Genomic DNA, 19,399 nt, shown 5'->3' with positions numbered 1-19,399 from the left:
TTGGGCCGTTTCTGCGTTGGCTGCATTCGCGAACCCCGGTCACTTACTTCAGTAAGCTTCCGGGGATTCACTCAGTTGCCGCCTTGATACAACTCAAATGATTTTGCGTTTGGTTTTTTTATTAAAATGAAAATCCGGGAGAATATGATGGCCGCCGTACAGTTTATTAATGTTTCCCGATCATTTGGGGAAGTGAAAGCCGTTGATAATGTGTCGATTGATATTCAGGACGGCGAATTCTTTTCAATGCTTGGACCTTCGGGTTCGGGAAAAACCACCTGCCTGCGGTTAATTGCCGGTTTTGAAACGCTGACATCAGGGGCTATTCGTATTCATGGCCAGGAAGCCTCGCATCTCGCGCCGTATGAGCGGGATGTGAACACCGTCTTTCAGGATTACGCGCTGTTTCCGCATATGAGCGTACTGGATAATGTGGCGTATGGGCTGATGGTGAAAGGTGTGGGGAAAAAAGAGCGTATTCAGCGTGCGATGGAAGCACTGGAGCGGGTGGCGCTGGGTTTTGTTGCCGCACGTAAACCGGCGTTTTTATCCGGTGGTCAGCGTCAGCGGGTGGCGCTGGCTCGGGCACTGGTCAATCAGCCTAGCGTGTTATTGCTTGATGAACCGCTCGGCGCACTGGATCTCAAACTGCGCGAACAGATGCAGGGCGAACTGAAAAAGCTGCAACGCGAACTGGGCATCACGTTTATTTTCGTCACCCACGATCAGAGCGAAGCGCTGTCGATGTCCGACCGTGTGGCGGTGTTTAACAATGGCCGAATCGAGCAGGTCGATACGCCGCGTGAGTTGTATCTCTGCCCGCGCACTGCGTTTGTCGCGCAGTTTGTTGGTACTGCGAATGTGCTGACGCCCGATCTCTCGCTGAAACTCACCGGCCTTTCCGGCAGTCGCTCCATCCGTCCGGAACATATCCGTCTTGCGCCACAATCCGTCGCTGACAGTAGCGACGTGCAGGTGAACGCGGTGCTGAGGGATATTCATTTTCAGGGGGCGGCGACGCGTTATGAACTGGCGCTGGAAAGCGGCGAGCGGCTGTTTGTCAGCGAACCCAATAACCTTTCGACGGCGTCACAATACGTTTTCCAGCAAGGGCAGCCGGTGGTTGCCCGTTGGGATCGGGATGCAATGGTGGCGTTGCGAGAGGGCTAAAAGATGGATATCAGCATGACTTCTTATGAGAAGCGATCGCGGCGCGGCCGGGCGCTGGTGACATTTCTGCATCATCGCCCCGGATTTTATCTGGCGTTGCTACTGGTGCCGCCGCTGTTATGGTTCGGCGCAATCTATTTAGGCTCTCTGTTCGCGCTGTTGTGGCAGGGGTTTTATACCTTCGACGATTTCACCATGACGGTGTCTTCGACGCTGACCTTTGCCAATATCCGCGCGCTGTTTGACCCGGTCAATGCCGACATTATTTCTCGCACGGTGACGATGGCGCTGCTGGTGTCATTTTTCAGCGCCGTGCTGGCATTTCCCATTGCCTATTACATGGCGCGCTACATTACCGGCAAAAAGAAAGCGTTTTTCTATATCGCCATCATGATGCCGATGTGGGCTAGCTACATCATCAAAGCCTATGCGTGGACTTTATTGTTGTCGAAAGGCGGCGTGCTGCAATGGTTCCTCGAGCATCTGGGGCTGGAACCGTTGCTGACAGCCATGCTGAGTTTGCCGGGCATTGGCGGTAATACGCTCTCGACGTCCGGAATAGGCCGCTTCTGGGTGTTCGTCTATATCTGGCTGCCGTTTATGATCCTGCCAATTCAGGCAGCGCTGGAACGCCTGCCGCCGTCGATGATTCAGGCGTCGGAAGACTTAGGCGCGAGGCCGTGGCAGACGCTGCGTTATGTGATTTTCCCGCTGGCAGTGCCGGGTATTGCGGCCGGTTCGATCTTCACCTTTTCGCTGACGCTGGGCGATTATATTATCCCGCAACTGGTGGGGCCGCCGGGGTATTACATCGGCAATATGGTCTATTCGGAACAGGGGTCGATTGGCAATATGCCGATGGCGGCCGCCTTTACGCTAGTGCCCATCGTGCTGATTGCCATCTATCTGTCGCTGGTTAAACGATTGGGGGCTTTCGATGCACTCTAAACGCGCACCCTGGTTATTAAAATTGTCCGCGTGGGGCGGGCTGGTATTCCTGCATTTCCCGCTGTTTATCATCGCGGTGTATGCCTTTAATACTGAAGATGCGGCTTTCAGTTTCCCGCCCAAGGGCTTCACGCTGCACTGGTTCAGCGTGGCGGCCGGGCGCCATGACATTCTCGACGCGGCCTGGCTTTCGGTGCAAATCGCCTGTTACGCCACAATTATTGCCATGGTGCTGGGCACGCTGGCGGCGGCGGCACTGTACCGTCGTGATTTCTACGGCAAGAACAGTATCACGCTGTTGTTCATGTTGCCGATTGCCCTGCCTGGAATTATTACCGGGCTGGCACTGCTCAACGCCTTTCACGCCGCGCAAATCGAGCCGGGTATGCTGACGATTGTCATCGGCCACGCTACGTTTTGCATGGTGATTGTGTACAACAACGTCATCGCCCGTTTCCGCCGTATTACCCACAGCCTGATCGAAGCCTCGATGGATTTGGGGGCAGACGGTTGGCAGACCTTCCGCTACATCATTTTGCCCAATCTCAGCACGGCGCTGTTGGCGGGGGGGATGCTGGCGTTTGCGCTGTCTTTCGATGAAATCATTGTCACGACGTTCACTGCCGGTCACGAGCGCACCTTACCTATCTGGCTGCTCAATCAGCTGGGGCGGCCGCGCGATGTGCCGGTCACTAACGTAGTGGCGCTGTGCCTGATGGTGCTGACCATGTTCCCGATTTTGGGGGCATGGTATCTCACAAGAAACGGGTCGGATGTGGCCGGTGACGGAAAATAATAAGGAAACAACGATGCAAACTAACATGTTGATTAATGGTGAGCTGGTTGCCGGTGAAGGGGAGTCATTGCCAGTTTTCAACCCGCATACGGGGCAGGAGATTGTGCGTCTGGCGCAGGCTAGCGAACAGCAAACCACACAGGCGGTCGATCAGGCGCATACGGCGTTTACCGCCTGGGGGCAAACTACGCCGAAAACCCGTGCTGAGCTGCTGCTGGCGCTGGCTGCTCGCCTCGAAGCCAACGCCGAAACGCTGGCAAAACTGGAGTCTCTGAACTGCGGGAAACCTTATCATCTGGCGTTAAACGATGAAATTCCGGCGGTAGTGGATGTTTTTCGTTTCTTCGCCGGTGCCAGCCGTTGTCTGAATGGTTTAGCCAGCGGTGAATATCTGGCCGGGCACACATCAATGATCCGCCGTGACCCATTGGGCGTGGTGGCGTCTATCGCGCCGTGGAATTACCCGCTGATGATGGTTGCATGGAAAATCGCACCCGCGCTGGCGGCCGGGAATTGCGTGGTGATCAAACCTTCTGAAATCACGCCGCTGACCGCGCTGAAACTGGGTGAACTGGCGCAGGATCTGTTTCCTGCGGGCGTGTTGAATGTGCTGTTCGGCGATGGGAAAACAGTTGGCAATACGCTGACGCACCACGATAAAGTCCGGATGATTTCGCTGACCGGCTCAGTGGCGACTGGCGAAAAGATTGTGGCGCAGGCCACCAGCGGCATCAAACGCACGCACATGGAGCTCGGCGGCAAAGCGCCAGTCATTGTTTTCGACGATGCGGATATTGAGCAGGTAGTGGAAGGCATACGGGCTTTCGGCTTCTATAACGCTGGCCAGGATTGCACCGCCGCGTGCCGTATCTACGCACAAAAAGGCGTGTATGAGCGTCTGGTATCTGCGCTCGGCGACGCGGTTTCGACCATTAAATTGGGCACTGACGAGAGTAGCGAAATGGGACCACTGGTGTCGGCCGCGCATTTAGAACGCGTCGAAGGTTTTGTGCAACGAGCAAAACAGTTACCACATATTCAGGTGGTGGCGGGTGGGGCTCGGGTTTCTGGTGAAGGGTATTACTTTCAGCCAACGTTGTTGGCCGGCGCACATCAGGACGATGAGATCGTGCAGCGCGAAGTGTTCGGGCCAGTGGTCAGTGTGACCGAATTCGACACTGAAGAACAGGTGCTGGACTGGGCGAATGCGTCAAATTACGGGCTGGCATCGTCAGTGTGGACACAAAACATCGGCCATGCGCACCGTCTGAGCGCACGTTTGCAATATGGCTGTACATGGGTGAATACGCATTTCATGCTGGTCAGCGAAATGCCACACGGTGGGCAGAAACAATCCGGTTATGGCAAAGACATGTCGATGTACGGGTTGGAAGATTACACCACGATCCGCCATGTCATGATTAAGCACTGATTCCATCAACAGGGTTGCGGGTTGCCACGCAGCCCTGTTGCCTATTTTCAAGGCAATGACTCACCAACCTGATTTTAATTTATATAACTCACAGTATTTCAGTCATGCCTGGTTTCCCGTGCCGATAAACCCACCTGTGAGAGCAAATGTTCCGCGTGCAGGGGGTAGGCAGATGATGTCGTTAGTGATGTGGTGCCAGTTGGCGCAATAACTGCACCATATTCATGATGGCCGCTGAGCGTTCATGAGCACGCCATATAGCGGCAATTTGTGTGGTCAGGTGTGGGGTGTCGACCTCATGATATGACACATTACCCGTCTGAATGCATGACAGCGATTTTGGAATGAAACTCACGCCAAACCCGCTGGCAACCATGCTGATAGTTGCGGTGATATGGGGCGCTAGTGGATTGATTTTGGGTTCATAGCCACCGAGATAGCAGGCACGGATAGTCATGTCATACAGGCTGGGGCTGAGTTCCCGTGGGAAAATAATCAGTGGTTCCTGATTGAGGTTACTCAGTTGGATCTGTGTTTGTTTACTAAGTGGATGGTTATCAGGCAACACCAACTGCATGGGTTCATCAGTCAGTATCTCGCCATCAAACTCTTCGCCAATGTCACAGGGAAGCCGAACGAAAGCGATATCGGTATTCCGGTTCCTCAGACTCTCAAGAATCTGCTGAATATGCTCTTCTCTCGGTTGCAACTTAACACTGGGAAAGTGTTGGCGGTAGCGGCGCAGTAGCATCAATATCAACGGATGAAAAGTCACAGCGCAGGAAAAACCGACATTAATTGATCCGCTTTCTCCCCGGGCGATACTGCGTACCCGGTCGATGGCTGAGTCGGTCAGTTGCAGAATATGGTTGGCATCCTGATAAAACGCCTCACCCGCTTCGGTCATTTCTACTCCTCGCGTCAGCCGTTTGAATAGCGGTGTCCCGATTTCCCGTTCCAGTTTTTGAATCTGTTGGCTCAACGGCGGCTGAGATATCCCCAGGATTTCTGCTGCCCGGGTGAAATGGTGCGTTGAAGCCACGGCAACAAAATAGCGCAGGTAACGTAGTTCCATATTTTTTCGATCTCCAAATAGCCACATCTCTATATTGGAACTTTGGTGACCATCGCGCCAATATTCAAGTTAATCATTAAATAAATTTAAGTTAACGTGATCGGGAGAAAAGGGATATGAAAGATTTCAACTGGGCTGATCCTTGTGTGGACGAGCTCACCAGTTTTGTGTCCCATCAGCATAGTCTCCACCCGGAGAGCGTTGTTTATCAAACATCATTAATGAGTGGACTTATTAATGGGGTTTATGAAGGAAGTAAAACCATGAAGGAGCTGCTGCAACAGGGTGATTTTGGATTAGGAACATTTAACCATCTGGATGGTGAGCTGGTGGCCTTCAATAGTCATATTTTCCAGCTTCGTTCAGACGGTAGTGCCCGTGCTGCCACGCCTTATCAAAAGACGCCCTTTGCAGTAATGACTTTTTTTAGACCAACAGAAAAAATGCACTTTGATCAGAAAATCAGCCGTGATGATCTTCATCGTCGTATTGACGATTTTATCGACACTGACAATCTGTTTTGTGCTCTGCGGATAGATGGCTGTTTTAGCCATGTTGTAACCCGCACAGTACCTCGCCAGGAACGCCCTTATAAACCGATGTTAGAAGCGATTGCCCAGCAACCCATGTTCAATTTTGAGCGTTGCCGGGGCAGCGTGATCGGTTTCCGTAGTCCTGCCTATGTTCAGGGGATTAATGTCGCTGGTTATCACGAACACTTTATTACCGATGACCGTCAGGGCGGCGGACACATCCTTGATTACCAACTGGAGGAAGGTGTTCTTACCTTCGGAACTATCACCAAATTGGTGCTAGACCTCCCCCAGAACAAGGATTTCCTGCGCGCCAACTTATCCCCGGAAGATCTCGATAGCGCTATTCATTCCGTTGAAAGCTAACCCGCTGGCAAGGTACTGAAAAGTAAGCACAATGAATCGCAGAGGATAACATCATGGAATACACCGGCGGCCAGCAGTTAGTTGCTGATAGAGAACAACCCATTGATAGAACAATGAATGTTGGCCAACAAAAGGGTATTGATCAACCCCGAAAACAGGATCAACCAGCAAACGGAGAGCCGCAACACTGGTCCAGTGGTGCGGAGTTGATAGTCAAACACCTGGAAAAGCAAGGGGTTAAGTATGTGTTTGGTATTCCTGGCGCTAAAATAGATCGTGTTTATGATGCATTGGTTGATTCAACCATCCAGACTATCCCGGTACGTCATGAGGCGAATGGCGCTTTTATGGCGGCGGCAATAGGACGTTTGACCGGGAAAGCTGGGGTGACAGTGGTAACATCAGGTCCTGGCTGCTCCAATCTGGTGACGGGACTGGCGACGGCGACGGCGGAAGGCGATCCGGTGGTGGCGATGGGCGGGGCGGTTAAGCGTGCGGATCGGCTGAAGCTCACCCATCAGAGTCTGGATACGGTTAGCCTGTTCCATCCGGTAACCAAGTTCAGCGCTGAAATCACCGCATCGTCTGCCATTTCTGAAGTGCTCGCCAATGCTTTTCGTGCGGCGGAATTTGGCCGTCCCGGTGCTGCGTTTATCAGTTTGCCGGAAGATATTATTAATGACCCGGCGACCGGTCCGATTTTGGCTTATCCACATTTGCCGACTTTTAATAGCGCACCCGCGGTTAATGTTGAACGGGTAGCTCGCATGATTGAAAAAGCGAAAAATCCGATTTTGTTGCTGGGATTAATGGCGAGTCGGCCTGAGAATGCACAGGCGTTACGCCGTCTGTTGCACCACAGTCAGTTGCCAGTGACCAGTACCTATCAGGCTGCTGGGGTCATTGACCAGCAACATTTCGACCATTTTGCCGGGCGGGTTGGCTTGTTCAATAATCAGGCGGGAGACAAGCTGTTACAGCAGGCAGATCTGATCATTACCGTGGGGTACAGTCCGATTGAATATGCGCCATCACTGTGGAACAGTGGTAACGCAACGCTGATACATATTGATGTTTTACCGGCCGAAATTGATACCGCGTATCGCCCGGATATCGAGCTGGTGGGCGATATCTGTATCACCATCGATATGCTTAATGAATATATTCACTCCCCTCTGCATCTTTCGTCGTCATCAATAGCCATTCTGGAAGAGCGTACCCAACTGCGCCAACAGTTGGCTGCACGCGGCATCGATATGAGCGGCTTTGCTATCCATCCGTTACGGTTGGTACGGGCGATGCAGGATTTGGTCAATAAGGATGTCACGTTGTGTGTGGATATGGGCAGTTTTCATATCTGGCTGGCGCGTTATTTGTATAGCTTCCGGGCGCGCCAGATTCTGATGACTAATGGTCAGCAAACGATGGGGGTGGCGCTGCCTTGGGCAATTGGCGCATCGCTGGTGAATCCGCATCAGAAGGTGGTTTCGGTATCGGGTGATGGTGGCTTTATGCAATCCAGTATGGAACTGGAAACCGCGGTACGTTTGCAGAGCAATATTCTGCATATTATCTGGGTTGATAACGCCTACAACATGGTTGAGATTCAGGAAGAGAAAAAATATCACCGTTCGTCAGGCGTGAAATTTGGCCCGATTGACTTCAAGGCTTATGCCGAAGCCTTTGGCGCCAAAGGATTTGCAGTAGAGTCCGCTGACGAGCTGGTAAGTAAGCTGTGGCAGGCGATGGATGTGCAAGGGCCTGCGGTGATTGCGATTCCGGTGGATTATTCCGATAACCATTACCTGATGGAGAATCTGAATATCAGTCAGCTTATCTGATCCTTCTCATTCAGTACCTACCTGCTACAGTTACTGTGGCTTTTGAGTGCGACATTCCCGGTTGTCGTTATATCAACAAGAATACTTATCGCACGGCGCGTCTTACTCCGTATAAGACGCGCATTTTTCTCAATATCAGAAGATAGACTGATACAACGTTTTTATTTCTTCCACACTGGTGGAGCGTGGGTTGCCACCGGTGCAGACATCATCAAAGGCGGCTTGTGCCAATGCCGGAATATCTTCTTCTTTCACGCCAACCTGGCGCAGACGGGCGGGAATATCCACATCCTGCGACAGTTGCTTCACAGCTTGAATAGCGGCTTCCCTGGCTTTGGATATCGACATGTTCTGTACATTTTTCACTCCCATTGCCACTGCGATAGCGCGGAATTTCTCACCGGTATAGTCGGCGTTCCAGGCCATGATATGCGGCAGTAGAATCGCGTTGGCGACACCATGCGGTGTGTTATAGAACGCCCCCAGCGGGTGGGCCATTCCGTGTACCAACCCCAGACCGACGTTGGAGAAACCCATGCCGGCGATATATTGCCCCAGCGCCATTTCTTCCACCCCCTCAGCCTTGCCAGCCACGGAATCACGCAGTGAACGGCTGATAATTTCGATGGCCTTTATGTGCATCATATCCGTCAATTCCCAGGCGCCTTTGGTGGTAAACCCCTCAATGGCGTGAGTCAACGCGTCAATACCGGTGGCCGCTTTCAGCGAGGCCGGCATGCTGGTCATCATATCGGCGTCAATAATGGCGACGATGGGAATGTCATGCGGATCCACACAGACGAATTTCCGTCGCTTTTCTTCATCAGTGATAACGTAGTTGATGGTAACTTCTGCTGCCGTACCCGATGTGGTAGGGATAGCAAAGATCGGCACACTGGGCCGTTTGGTTGCCGCCACGCCTTCCAGACTGCGGACATCGGCAAATTCCGGGTTATTGATAATAATGCCAATGGCTTTGCAGGTATCCTGTGGTGAACCACCACCAATGGCAATCAGATAATCCGCTTTGCTGGCCTTAAAGTGCGCAACCCCATTCTGCACCACGCTGATGGTAGGGTTGGGAACGACTTCATCATATATTTCATAAGGTAACGATGCATTGTCCAGCAGTGTGGTTACGTTACCCACTACGCCGTATTTGATCAGATCTTTGTCGGTAACCACTAACGCTTTTTTGAAATTCCGCCTTGTTACTTCCTCGACGAGGTGCGCGATCGCGCCACTACCAAAGTACGATGTCTCGTTCAGTATCATTCTATGTGTCATGGTGTATCTCCTTAACGTTTTGATTTTTAAACTTTCAGACTCAAAAATTCGATTCCCCACTGTATGGAGACCGGGTCGGCAGTGTCAGCGGGTTGTGATGGGTCGGTGATACCGACAGAGGTAAGTTGTTGTCTCCACCGACCCGTGCCTATATGTGAAAAAGACGCAATCTATCAATGACTCTAATCCTGTAATGCTTTGGCAAGTCAGGAAGTTTGTTTGGCATTGATGCAAATCAAACCCTATGGGCAGCAAGATAAAGACCTGTGATCCCGGTATACAGAATGGTCCAGTTAACTAGACTGGGATAGGCAGGGAAGGCACCTGGAGGGGCGCCTGATGTCTGTGCTCAACCCGTTTATGTCGATATTTAACCAATTGGTACCACTACAAATAGTATGGTATTTACGCGCAGAGGTTACCTTCCGGCAATTGCCATTATCGGCAGGTGGGTGGCAGTCAGAAGAAGAAAGCGGGAGACGATGGAGCGGCAGTGTCTGCGAGCAGATCAGATGTTTCAGTCTGGTTTTCATGGTACGAATCACGATGCTGCCTTCGCTGATCACAATGAAGTACGCTTGCCTGAAATAATCTAATTTTGCCTGTTTTTCGCATTACTTTAAATAATGCTTTAACAATATATATGATTTATTTAAAATTCTGTGTTTTTAATAAAAATCACTATAAATAATCGATTAATTTATTTTTAATCTGTATTAAATTCTTATTTTTATAATTTTAATGGTGTTATTAACTGACATTGGATGATTGAAATCAATGAAAAAACATCATTATTATATAAATTAACTTATGACTGTGGCGGTGGTGGCGAAACGATTTCGGTGGTAAGTTCAGTGTATAGATAACGTTTGCGTCGTGGTTTTATCTCTTTAAGGCGCAGCTAAGCAGAGGGAAAAGATGGCAAAGCAAACTCCGTTATATGAACAGCATGTGGCCGATGGGGCCAAAATGGTGGATTTTCACGGCTGGATGATGCCGCTGCATTATGGTTCTCAGTTAGAAGAACATCATACGGTGCGCAACAGTGCCGGGATGTTTGATGTGTCGCATATGACCATTGTCGATTTACGCGGTGCACGCACGCGTGAATTTCTGCGCTATCTGCTGGCGAACGATGTTGCCAAACTCACCCAACCGGGTAAAGCGCTGTATAGCGCTATGCTGCTGCCTTCTGGCGGCGTGATTGACGATTTGATCGTTTATTTCCTGACAGAAGACTATTTCCGTCTGGTAGTGAACTCCGCCACCCGTGACAAAGATCTGGCCTGGATCAGCGAGCATGCTACGTCTTTCGGGGTTGATATTCAGGTGCGCGACGATCTGGCGTTGATCGCCATTCAGGGGCCGCAGGCACAGGAAAAAGTACAAGGTTTACTGACGGAAAAACAGCGTCAGCAGGTTGCAGGCATGAAGCCATTTTTTGGCGTGCAGGCAGATGACTGGTTTATTGCCACGACGGGCTATACTGGCGAAGCGGGCTATGAGATCGCTCTGCCACAAGAACAGGTCGTCAGCACCTGGCAGCAGTTGTTGGCAGTGGGTGTTAAACCTTGTGGACTGGGTGCGCGCGACACACTACGTCTGGAAGCCGGTATGAATCTCTATGGTCAGGATATGGATGAAAGTATTTCACCACTGGCCGCTAATATGGGATGGACTATTGCCTGGCAGCCGGAAGATCGTCAGTTCATCGGCCGTGAAGCACTGGAGCTCCAGCGAGCTACCGGCACTGAGCAGTTGGTCGGGTTGGTCATGACGGAAAAAGGCGTGCTGCGCAATGAACTGCCGGTCCACTTTACCGATACCCACGGCGTCATGCAGGAAGGTGTTATCACCAGTGGTTCATTCTCGCCGACGTTGGGCGTCAGTATTGCGCTGGCGCGGGTACCCGCAGGTATTGGTGAAAACGCGATTGTTCAGATTCGTAATCGAGAAGTCTCCGTGCGAGTAACCAAACCGAATTTTGTCCGCGCAGGAAAATCGATTGTTCAGTATTAACCGTTTTGTGATGAATTGAAGGAGAGAGTGGCAATGAGCAATGTCCCGGCAGAGTTAAAATATACCACTTCGCACGAGTGGGTGATGGCGGAAGGTGATGGTATTTATAGTGTCGGTATCACGGAACACGCCCAGGAATTGTTGGGTGATATGGTGTTTCTCGATCTTCCTGAAATAGGAACGACCGTCGCTGTGGGTGAAGATTGTGCTGTTGCGGAATCGGTGAAAGCCGCATCGGATATTTATGCGCCGATCAGCGGTGAGATTGTGGCAATCAACGACGCGTTGGAAAGTACCCCCGAACTGGTTAACAGCGCACCTTATAGTGATGGTTGGCTGTTCCGCATCAAAGCGGCTGATGAGTCTGAACTGAATGAACTGCTTGATGCCAATGAATATCAGCTATTGTTAGAAGAAGACGAATAATCGCAACGCCCCGGACGCCAGACGAACCGGGGCGTTTTATTGTGCCCGTTTGATTTTGTTTGATGCAGGAAATTCCCGTCATGACCCAGACTCTCAGTCAACTTGAACACGACAGCGCTTTTGTTGGTCGTCATATCGGCCCATCTGTCAGCCAGCAGCAACAGATGCTGGCGACTATCGGTGCCGAGTCACTGGATGCACTTACCCGGCAGATTGTCCCTATTGATATTCAGTTACCCAGCCCGCCTGCGGTGGGAGAGGCGGTAACGGAACATCAGGCACTGGCAGAGCTGAAAGCTATCGCTGGCCGCAATCAACGTTACAAAAGCTACATCGGAATGGGCTATCACGCTGTACTGATGCCACCGGTGATTCTGCGTAATGTGCTGGAAAATCCAGGTTGGTATACCGCTTATACGCCGTATCAACCGGAAGTGTCGCAAGGACGACTGGAAGCGTTGCTGAATTTCCAACAGGTGACTCAAGACCTGACTGGCCTGGATCTGGCCTCGGCCTCATTGCTGGATGAAGCGACTGCGGCGGCAGAAGCGATGGCAATGGCTAAGCGCGTCAGCAAACTCAAGCAGGCAAACTGCTTTTTTGTAGCGGATGATGTGCATCCGCAGACGTTGGATGTGGTGCGCACCCGCGCCCGGACATTGGGTTTTGACGTTGTCACCGGCAAGGCGCAGGATGCGCTGGAACATGAAGATGTGTTTGGTGTGCTGTTACAGCAGTGTGGGACGACCGGCGAACTGCATGATTACAGCGCGCTGATGGCCGATCTGAAAAAACGAAAGGTTATCAGTTGTATGGCTGCCGATATCATGGCGCTGGTGTTGTTGGCCGCACCAGGCAAACAAGGCGCCGATATGGTGTTTGGTTCGGCCCAGCGTTTTGGCGTACCAATGGGATACGGCGGTCCGCATGCGGCATTTTTTGCCTGCAATGACGAATACAAACGCGCCATGCCGGGACGACTCATTGGTGTGTCCCGTGATGCCGCCGGTAATACGGCGCTGCGCATGGCGATGCAGACCCGCGAACAGCATATCCGCCGTGAAAAGGCCAACTCCAACATTTGTACATCGCAGGTATTGCTGGCGAACATCGCCGGAATGTATGCGGTTTATCATGGTCCTGAAGGGTTGGCGCGGATTGCCCAGCGTATTCATCGCCTGACGGATATTCTGGCTTATGGCTTGCAACAACGTGGTTTGGCGCTGCGTCATCAAACCTGGTTTGACACCATTACCGTTGACGTGGCTGATAAAGCCGCGGTGTTGAGTCGGGCGCAACATTTTGGCATCAATTTACGCAGTGATCTGAACGGTGCGGTGGGTATCGCGTTGGATGAAGCCACCAGCCGTGATGACGTATTAACGCTGTTTGCCGTTCTGTTGGGTGATAATCACGGGTTGAACATTGATACACTCGATGCCGCCGTCAGCGCTCAGTCAGCGTCTATTCCCGCAGCGTTATGGCGGAATGACGCCATCCTGACCCATCCGGTTTTCAACCGTTACCACAGCGAAACCGAAATGATGCGTTATCTGCATCGTCTGGAGAGCAAGGATCTGGCGCTGAATCAGGCGATGATCCCGTTGGGTTCCTGCACTATGAAACTTAACGCGGTAGCAGAAATGCTGCCGATTACCTGGCCGGAATTTGCCGAACTGCATCCATTCTGCCCACCAGAGCAGGCGCTGGGATATCGTCAGTTGATCGAACAGCTTTCCGGCTGGTTGGTACAGTTGACTGGCTATGACGCCATTTGCATGCAGCCGAACTCCGGGGCGCAGGGTGAATATGCCGGTATGCTGGCGATTCGTCGCTATCATGAAAGTCGTAACGACGCGGCGCGTACCATCTGTTTAATCCCCAGTTCAGCCCACGGCACCAACCCGGCTTCTGCACATATGGCGGGAATGGACGTGGTGGTGGTGGCCTGTGACAAACAGGGCAATATCGATCTGCACGATCTACGGGAAAAAGCCCAGCAGGCGGATGATCATCTTGCCTGCATTATGGTGACGTATCCGTCTACTCATGGTGTGTATGAAGAAACCATCCGTGAAGTATGTCAGATTGTGCATCAGTATGGCGGTCAGGTGTATCTGGATGGCGCCAACATGAACGCCCAGGTCGGCATTACCACACCGGGCTACATCGGTGCTGATGTATCGCATCTCAACTTGCATAAAACCTTCTGTATTCCGCATGGCGGCGGTGGGCCGGGCATGGGACCGATTGGTGTGAAAGCCCATCTGGCCCCGTTCGTTCCGGGCCATACCGTGGTAACAATGGATGGCATGCTGACGCAGCAAGGCGCCGTTTCTGCCGCGCCGTTTGGCAGTGCGTCAATTCTGCCGATCAGCTGGATGTATATTCGCATGATGGGCGCGGAAGGATTGAAGCAGGCCAGTCAGGTGGCGATTCTGAATGCCAACTACGTGGCAGCCCGGCTGAACGAGGCTTATCCCGTGTTGTACACCGGCCATGGCGGACGCGTGGCGCATGAATGTATTCTGGATATTCGTCCGCTGAAGGAGAGTAGTGGTATCAGTGAGATGGATATTGCCAAACGCTTGATCGACTACGGTTTCCATGCTCCAACCATGTCATTCCCGGTGGCAGGGACGTTGATGATTGAACCTACGGAGTCTGAAAGCCAGGCTGAGCTGGACCGCTTTATTGACGCCATGCTGGCGATTCGGGAAGAAGTTGAGCGTGTAGTCAGTGGCGAATGGCCACTGGATGACAACCCGTTGGTTAACGCGCCGCATACGCAAACCGAACTGACTGGTGACTGGCAACACACATACAGCCGTGAACTGGCGGTATTCCCGGCTGGACAGAGCCACAAATACTGGCCGTCGGTGAAGCGTCTGGATGACGTTTATGGCGACCGTAACCTGTTCTGCTCCTGTGTACCAATGAGCGACTATGAGTAACAGCGAGTAGATTTAACGGCGGTTAATTAAGTCTGTGATTAACTAAGTCGTTAAATGCCAAAGCTGAAAAAGCGAACCGAGAGGTTCGCTTTTTTTGTTTTAATTTGTGTCTGCCTCAATGTGGGTTTGCGAAATCAAAAAGGTCAGTAGAGAAGTATCATCATGGTGGCATATCTGTATTTCGGTATTCAAGGTCAACATGAAAGTCGATAAATTGCTTCAGGACTTCATTATTAGCGGTGGGTTTGATCTCTTGCAATTGTAGCGGTCAACCAAAAACAGCACGTTCTCAGCATGGCCTGATCTCGCATATGGGCATCAACCAGAGCACTACCTGTGCGGTTTTTTTTACTCCCTGAGCGCTTGCGTGAGAATGTCGAACTCTTCGACGACCTGAGTAGGAACGTTGACATTTCAGCCGGAAATTGCCAATAGTGTATCAATTAACTCTGCCCCGGTTTGTGCTTCCGTTTGACTCATTTAACTGGCCTCAAAAAACTCTTCGTCAATTTTCTTCATGTGTAGTACCTGCTCATCACGGCTGCCGATGTTGTAACGCAACATGAGTTTGGCTAATTCTTCGCCATTAATTAGTACAATACGCGTAGATAGATCTTTGGCGGTTTGTACTGCTGATGGTGTGAAATCTGACGTAGTAATGAAAATCCCTTTCTGTGCTTTTTTAAGGTTCAATGCGCCAAAAAAGTCGCGGATATCGCTGGCACTAATGTTATTGCTTTCGGCATAGCGTTTGGCTTGTATGTATATTTGGTCAACGCCTAACGGGTCTTGGTTAATTACACCATCAATACCGTTATCGCCAGATTTTCCTAATGCTTGGGCCGCGCCTTCGCCACTACCGCCATAGCCCATGGCAAGTAAAAGCTCGATTAGCAGCGTTTCAAAAAACGCGGGGGATACTTTTCTGGTGCGAGAAAGCATTTCTTCAGCCAGAGCTTCGTTAATACGTTTATATGCATTTAACAACGCTTCATCAGGTGTGATATCGCTCTCGGTATCAATTCCGGGTTCATAGATTTGTGTTGGCTGAAGTTCTATCTCATTACTTTTTTGCTTAAAGGCCACAAATTCATCAAATTGCTTTAAGTAGTCGTTATTGATCTCTACGTTGGGGTCTTTCAGTGCATCGATACCACGAGAAGTGATGATAAAGTGAGCTCTGCGGGGCGAATCTAGCATCCCTGCTTTGATCAAATAGGTTTTGGCCCACCCAACACGATTATCGAGTACCGGTTGTTTGCCACTAGGCAGGGTTTCAACACGCTCTTCTTCAGTTAAACCAAACTGGTTTGCAAGCTGATTGATAACATCTCGCAGTTTAACTTCCTGTCCACGAGCATTATGGGCAATCTCAAGAAAAGGCTGCATAAATTGCTGGTAACTTGGTATCACGTCCAGTCCTTTTTTCTGTGAAGGTGTCAGGTGTTTTCAGTCAACATTGTAAATCTGTAAGGTCGTGACACTAGCGGAATTTCCGGTGTTGCCGCAGGGTTTACGGTTTCTATTGGGTTAGGTAAATGATGACTTCTTATCGGAAAACACAAACCTAAGTAGATGGTCACACCTAACATGATGAGGATATGAGAAAAATGTGTAGGGCTCAATGACATCTATAGCAATTACTTGCCTGGTTTCTTTCACTCATGAGCAAATCACCGCCCATATCGGGTTTTAAGCGATACCGCCCCCGATAGCAGATCAGATTCCAGCACGGTGGCCGGAACCCGATTTACCTTCTGTTCAAGCATGAGAAAGCTGACTACTTCAGCCAACCTTTGCTCTGTGCGGCTTCCAGATGTTGCTTCATGTGTTGCCACAGTTCTGGATTGATGTCGTTGATAAAGGTGTTGCGGGCCAATACCTGTTCCAGCCGGATGCCGTTTTCAACCCAACTCTGACCGCCATTATGCAAATTCATCAGGACTGGCATGATGCGGTCAATCATCAGCGCAAATTGGGCGCTGGCTGTTTCCCCGGTTTCATATTCCTGCCATAACTGTTGGAAATAATGTCGTTGCGGCTCCGGCAGCAGGCCGAAGATACGTGCGGCGGCGGCAACTTCCTGCTGATGTACCGCAGCGCGAGCGGGCAAGTCGTAGACCAGAACATCACCTGCGTCGATTTCAACGATGTCGTGGATTAACGCCATCTGAATGACGCGTTGAATATCCACGTCTTTTCCCGCGTAAGGTGCCAGACTCATTACCGCGACGGCAAAGTGCCAGCTATGTTCAGCGGAGTCTTCATGGCGTGATGTGCCGATCACTTTTGAACGGCGTTGCACGCTTTTTAACTTGTCAATTTCCATTAAAAACCCGACTACGTCGGTCAGGGAGCCAAAATTCAATACGGTTGAAGCAAGCGACATCCAGGTAACCTCCGGCAATAAAAACCCATCAATTGTAGGGGAAGCGAGTGGAGATTAATACGAGTGATGGTTGCCATTAGGTGATGAAGTTGGATCAGCTGATTTATTTTAGCTTACACGTGTACACTGAAATTATTCTCAGTTAAGCTGTTCATGGTTTGTGCGTCGCAGACGCAAAAATGTCTTTGACGAGATGCGAGATTGCGCGCAGTACCAGAGGTTGGCAATGACAAAGAAAATATGGGGCTTGGATTATTCGTTGGCAGAAGAAATTGCCAACAGCATTAGCCACGGGATTGGCTGTGTATTCGGGATTGTCGGGTTGGTGTTGCTACTGGTGCAGGCGGTGAACAATGGTGATAATACCCTGACCATTACCAGCTACAGCCTGTACGGCGGTAGTTTGATTCTGCTGTTTCTGGCTTCAACGCTTTATCATGGCATTTCTCATCCACGGGCAAAACTCTGGCTGAAGAAGTTTGATCACTGTGCCATCTATTTGCTGATAGCCGGAACCTATACGCCGTTTCTGTTGGTGGGATTGAATACCCCGTTGGCTGACGGGTTGATGATTGTCATCTGGAGCATGGCGTTGTTGGGTGTGATATTCAAGCTGGCGTTCGCACACCGTTTTGAAGTGCTGTCATTAATGACGTATCTGGTTATGGGTTGGTCGTCGCTGGTTGTCATCTACCAGTTGGTGATGAAGATTTCTGCCGGCGGTATTACACTACTGGTTATCGGTGGCGCGTTTTATACGCTGGGCGTTATCTTCTATGTATGCAAGCGTATTCCCTTCAACCATGCTATCTGGCACGGTTTTGTGCTGGGCGGCAGTCTGTGCCATTTTCTGGCGATCTATTTGTATGTCTGATTCCGTGCCTTGGCTGGTCACCAAGCTCATTATTTCCGTGACCATGAGCTTGATGACCAATATCCGGTTATTCTTCCAGTGAATACGGTAACGGTTGGATTGCCAACTGACTGCCGATGTCTTCACGTACCCGTAGCACACTGTCGACCTCAAGATCGTTATTCAGTATTGCCTGTACCCACAGCGTCCCATCCTGTAGTCGACAGGCGGCCAGTACGGTGCCGGTACGCCGCCAATTTTCACCCATCTGTAGTTCAAGACTGTCACCCGTTACCGGCACGATAGCCGCATTACCCGAAAGCCAATAGAGGGCGCGTTTGTTGGCACCACGGTACTTGGCCCGTGCCACCATTTCCTGCCCGGCATAACATCCCTTGCTAAAGCTAATACCTTGTAACGCCTGTAGATTGGTCGCCTGTGGGATGAACTGTGCGCTGTTTGCGCTGTCAATAATTGGCTGGCCGGCTTCTATTTCCAGTGCTAACCATTGCTGGCTGTTGTTGAGTCGAATGCTGTCTCCCAGCGTTTCCAACAGGGAGGTCGCCCGTTCAACCGAAAGGACCAACAGAAAACGTTCGGTAGGCAACGTAAAATGCAGCAATGTCGCGCCCGGCAGTTGTACTACGGTGTTTTTTGCATCAGGCAGCGTATCGAACTCTGGTGCGATGAGTTCGCGGATATGCTGCCCGGCGGCAGCTAGCAGCACCACGTTGTCCTCGGCGGTGAGGGTGGTTTTTGAGAAGACGGCGTATTTTTTCAGCTCGTTTAGTTGGGTCTCGAGCACGCTACGGCGTTCGATATATGCCATGCCGTCAGCGTAGTGGAACAGACGCAAGTCGCTCCACATTTTTCCTTTGGCGTCGCAGTGGGCGCACAGGACGTGTTGTTCCGCCGTTAGTGCTGCGACATCCGTAGTAACCTGTCCTTGCAGGTATTTGACGGTATCCGGTCCAGACAGGGTGACCATCCCCCAGTCTTCCAGCGACATCAGAGTGGCGGGCAGTTGGGATGAAGCAAACAGTGGTTGTGATGAAAAAGGAAGCGGCTTAGCCATATTACCATCCTGCGGTGAGGTGCTTTAAGCGAATGACTTCATGGTAAAAGAGCGGCGACACTTTGCAAGCGGTTATTGGTTTATAAATAGTCATGGGGTTACCACGCTTATTTTCGATGCAGTTCGCAGGGCATAAATGTACGGGAATCAATGCTGCGGTAAAATATGTCAAAGTGTTACTATTAGTTGAATACCACCGGATGAAATCGGGTTACACTACCGCTTCTCATCGCGG

At 51.0% G+C, this 19,399-nt stretch carries 15 protein-coding genes; 10 read left to right on the top strand and 5 right to left on the bottom strand.

The genetic code is table 11. The features are described 5' to 3' along the window. The first annotated feature begins 144 nt into the window (after positions 1-144). Genes RS889_RS19580 through RS889_RS19565 form a run of 4 tightly spaced genes read left to right on the top strand, consistent with a single transcriptional unit; the run spans position 145 to position 4,346 of the window. Positions 145-1,170, top strand: coding sequence for an ABC transporter ATP-binding protein (locus tag RS889_RS19580; RefSeq protein ID WP_315708446.1), 1,026 nt, complete (start codon positions 145-147; stop codon positions 1,168-1,170). A gap of 15 nt (positions 1,171-1,185) precedes the next feature. After that, entirely contained in the window at positions 1,186-2,118 is a 933-nt protein-coding gene (locus tag RS889_RS19575; RefSeq protein ID WP_173861220.1) for an ABC transporter permease, read from the top strand. Continuing rightward, positions 2,108-2,914 (top strand): ABC transporter permease, encoded by an 807-nt coding sequence (locus RS889_RS19570; RefSeq protein WP_315708445.1) that lies wholly within the window; start codon positions 2,108-2,110, stop codon positions 2,912-2,914. The genes RS889_RS19575 and RS889_RS19570 overlap by 11 nt, the downstream gene beginning before the upstream one ends. Positions 2,915-2,927: 13 nt before the next feature. Next, positions 2,928-4,346 carry a gamma-aminobutyraldehyde dehydrogenase gene (locus tag RS889_RS19565; RefSeq protein WP_315708444.1) on the top strand — a complete coding sequence of 473 codons (1,419 nt, stop codon included), beginning with the start codon at positions 2,928-2,930 and terminating at the stop codon, positions 4,344-4,346. A 181-nt stretch (positions 4,347-4,527) separates the two neighbouring features. On the opposite strand, the gene RS889_RS19560 is transcribed toward RS889_RS19565, so the two are convergent. After that, on the bottom strand, positions 4,528-5,421 hold the full coding sequence (locus RS889_RS19560; protein WP_315708443.1) for a LysR family transcriptional regulator: 894 nt from the start codon (positions 5,419-5,421) through the stop codon (positions 4,528-4,530). Positions 5,422-5,537: 116 nt separating this feature from the next. Between RS889_RS19560 and budA the strand changes: the two genes are divergently transcribed. Both budA and alsS read left to right on the top strand, forming a co-directional pair. Next, entirely contained in the window at positions 5,538-6,320 is a 783-nt protein-coding gene (budA, locus tag RS889_RS19555; protein ID WP_021014420.1) for an acetolactate decarboxylase, read from the top strand. Between the two features lie 53 nt (positions 6,321-6,373). After that, positions 6,374-8,161 (top strand): acetolactate synthase AlsS, encoded by a 1,788-nt coding sequence (gene alsS / locus RS889_RS19550; protein ID WP_425475090.1) that lies wholly within the window; start codon positions 6,374-6,376, stop codon positions 8,159-8,161. Positions 8,162-8,296: 135 nt separating this feature from the next. Here alsS and fucO read toward each other — a convergent pair whose 3' ends face one another. Next, a complete protein-coding gene (fucO, locus tag RS889_RS19545) occupies positions 8,297-9,448 on the bottom strand; it encodes a lactaldehyde reductase (RefSeq protein ID WP_315708442.1) in 1,152 nt (383 codons plus the stop codon). A 918-nt stretch (positions 9,449-10,366) separates the two neighbouring features. Here fucO and gcvT point away from each other — a divergent pair. The 3 genes from gcvT to gcvP all read left to right on the top strand — a co-directional run bounded on the left by gcvT (position 10,367) and on the right by gcvP (position 14,847). Further along, positions 10,367-11,467: a glycine cleavage system aminomethyltransferase GcvT gene (gcvT, locus tag RS889_RS19540; protein WP_315708441.1), complete on the top strand. Its 1,101-nt coding sequence runs from the start codon at positions 10,367-10,369 to the stop codon at positions 11,465-11,467. Between the two features lie 33 nt (positions 11,468-11,500). Further along, positions 11,501-11,893 (top strand): glycine cleavage system protein GcvH, encoded by a 393-nt coding sequence (gcvH, locus tag RS889_RS19535; protein WP_315708440.1) that lies wholly within the window; start codon positions 11,501-11,503, stop codon positions 11,891-11,893. 80 nt (positions 11,894-11,973) lie between these two features. Then, on the top strand, positions 11,974-14,847 hold the full coding sequence (gene gcvP, locus RS889_RS19530; protein ID WP_315708439.1) for an aminomethyl-transferring glycine dehydrogenase: 2,874 nt from the start codon (positions 11,974-11,976) through the stop codon (positions 14,845-14,847). Between the two features lie 480 nt (positions 14,848-15,327). Here the strand turns inward: gcvP and RS889_RS19525 are convergent, their stop codons facing one another. Continuing rightward, the gene (locus RS889_RS19525; RefSeq protein ID WP_315708438.1) at positions 15,328-16,260 is read right to left on the bottom strand and encodes a restriction endonuclease; all 933 of its coding nucleotides are present in this window, start codon (positions 16,258-16,260) and stop codon (positions 15,328-15,330) included. 367 nt (positions 16,261-16,627) lie between these two features. After that, positions 16,628-17,236, bottom strand: coding sequence for an HD domain-containing protein (locus RS889_RS19520; protein ID WP_290181603.1), 609 nt, complete (start codon positions 17,234-17,236; stop codon positions 16,628-16,630). Between the two features lie 226 nt (positions 17,237-17,462). On the opposite strand from RS889_RS19520, the gene trhA reads away from it, so the two are divergent. Continuing rightward, complete coding sequence (trhA, locus tag RS889_RS19515; RefSeq protein WP_315708437.1) at positions 17,463-18,110, top strand: PAQR family membrane homeostasis protein TrhA; 648 nt, start codon at positions 17,463-17,465, stop codon at positions 18,108-18,110. A gap of 67 nt (positions 18,111-18,177) precedes the next feature. Here the strand turns inward: trhA and ygfZ are convergent, their stop codons facing one another. Continuing rightward, on the bottom strand, positions 18,178-19,164 hold the full coding sequence (gene ygfZ / locus RS889_RS19510; protein WP_315708436.1) for a tRNA-modifying protein YgfZ: 987 nt from the start codon (positions 19,162-19,164) through the stop codon (positions 18,178-18,180). Positions 19,165-19,399: the final 235 nt, after the last annotated feature.

This window comes from Brenneria uluponensis, from assembly GCF_032395385.1.
Classification (GTDB): domain Bacteria; phylum Pseudomonadota; class Gammaproteobacteria; order Enterobacterales; family Enterobacteriaceae; genus Prodigiosinella; species Prodigiosinella aquatilis.
This window is presented reverse-complemented; position numbering and strand designations above follow the sequence as displayed.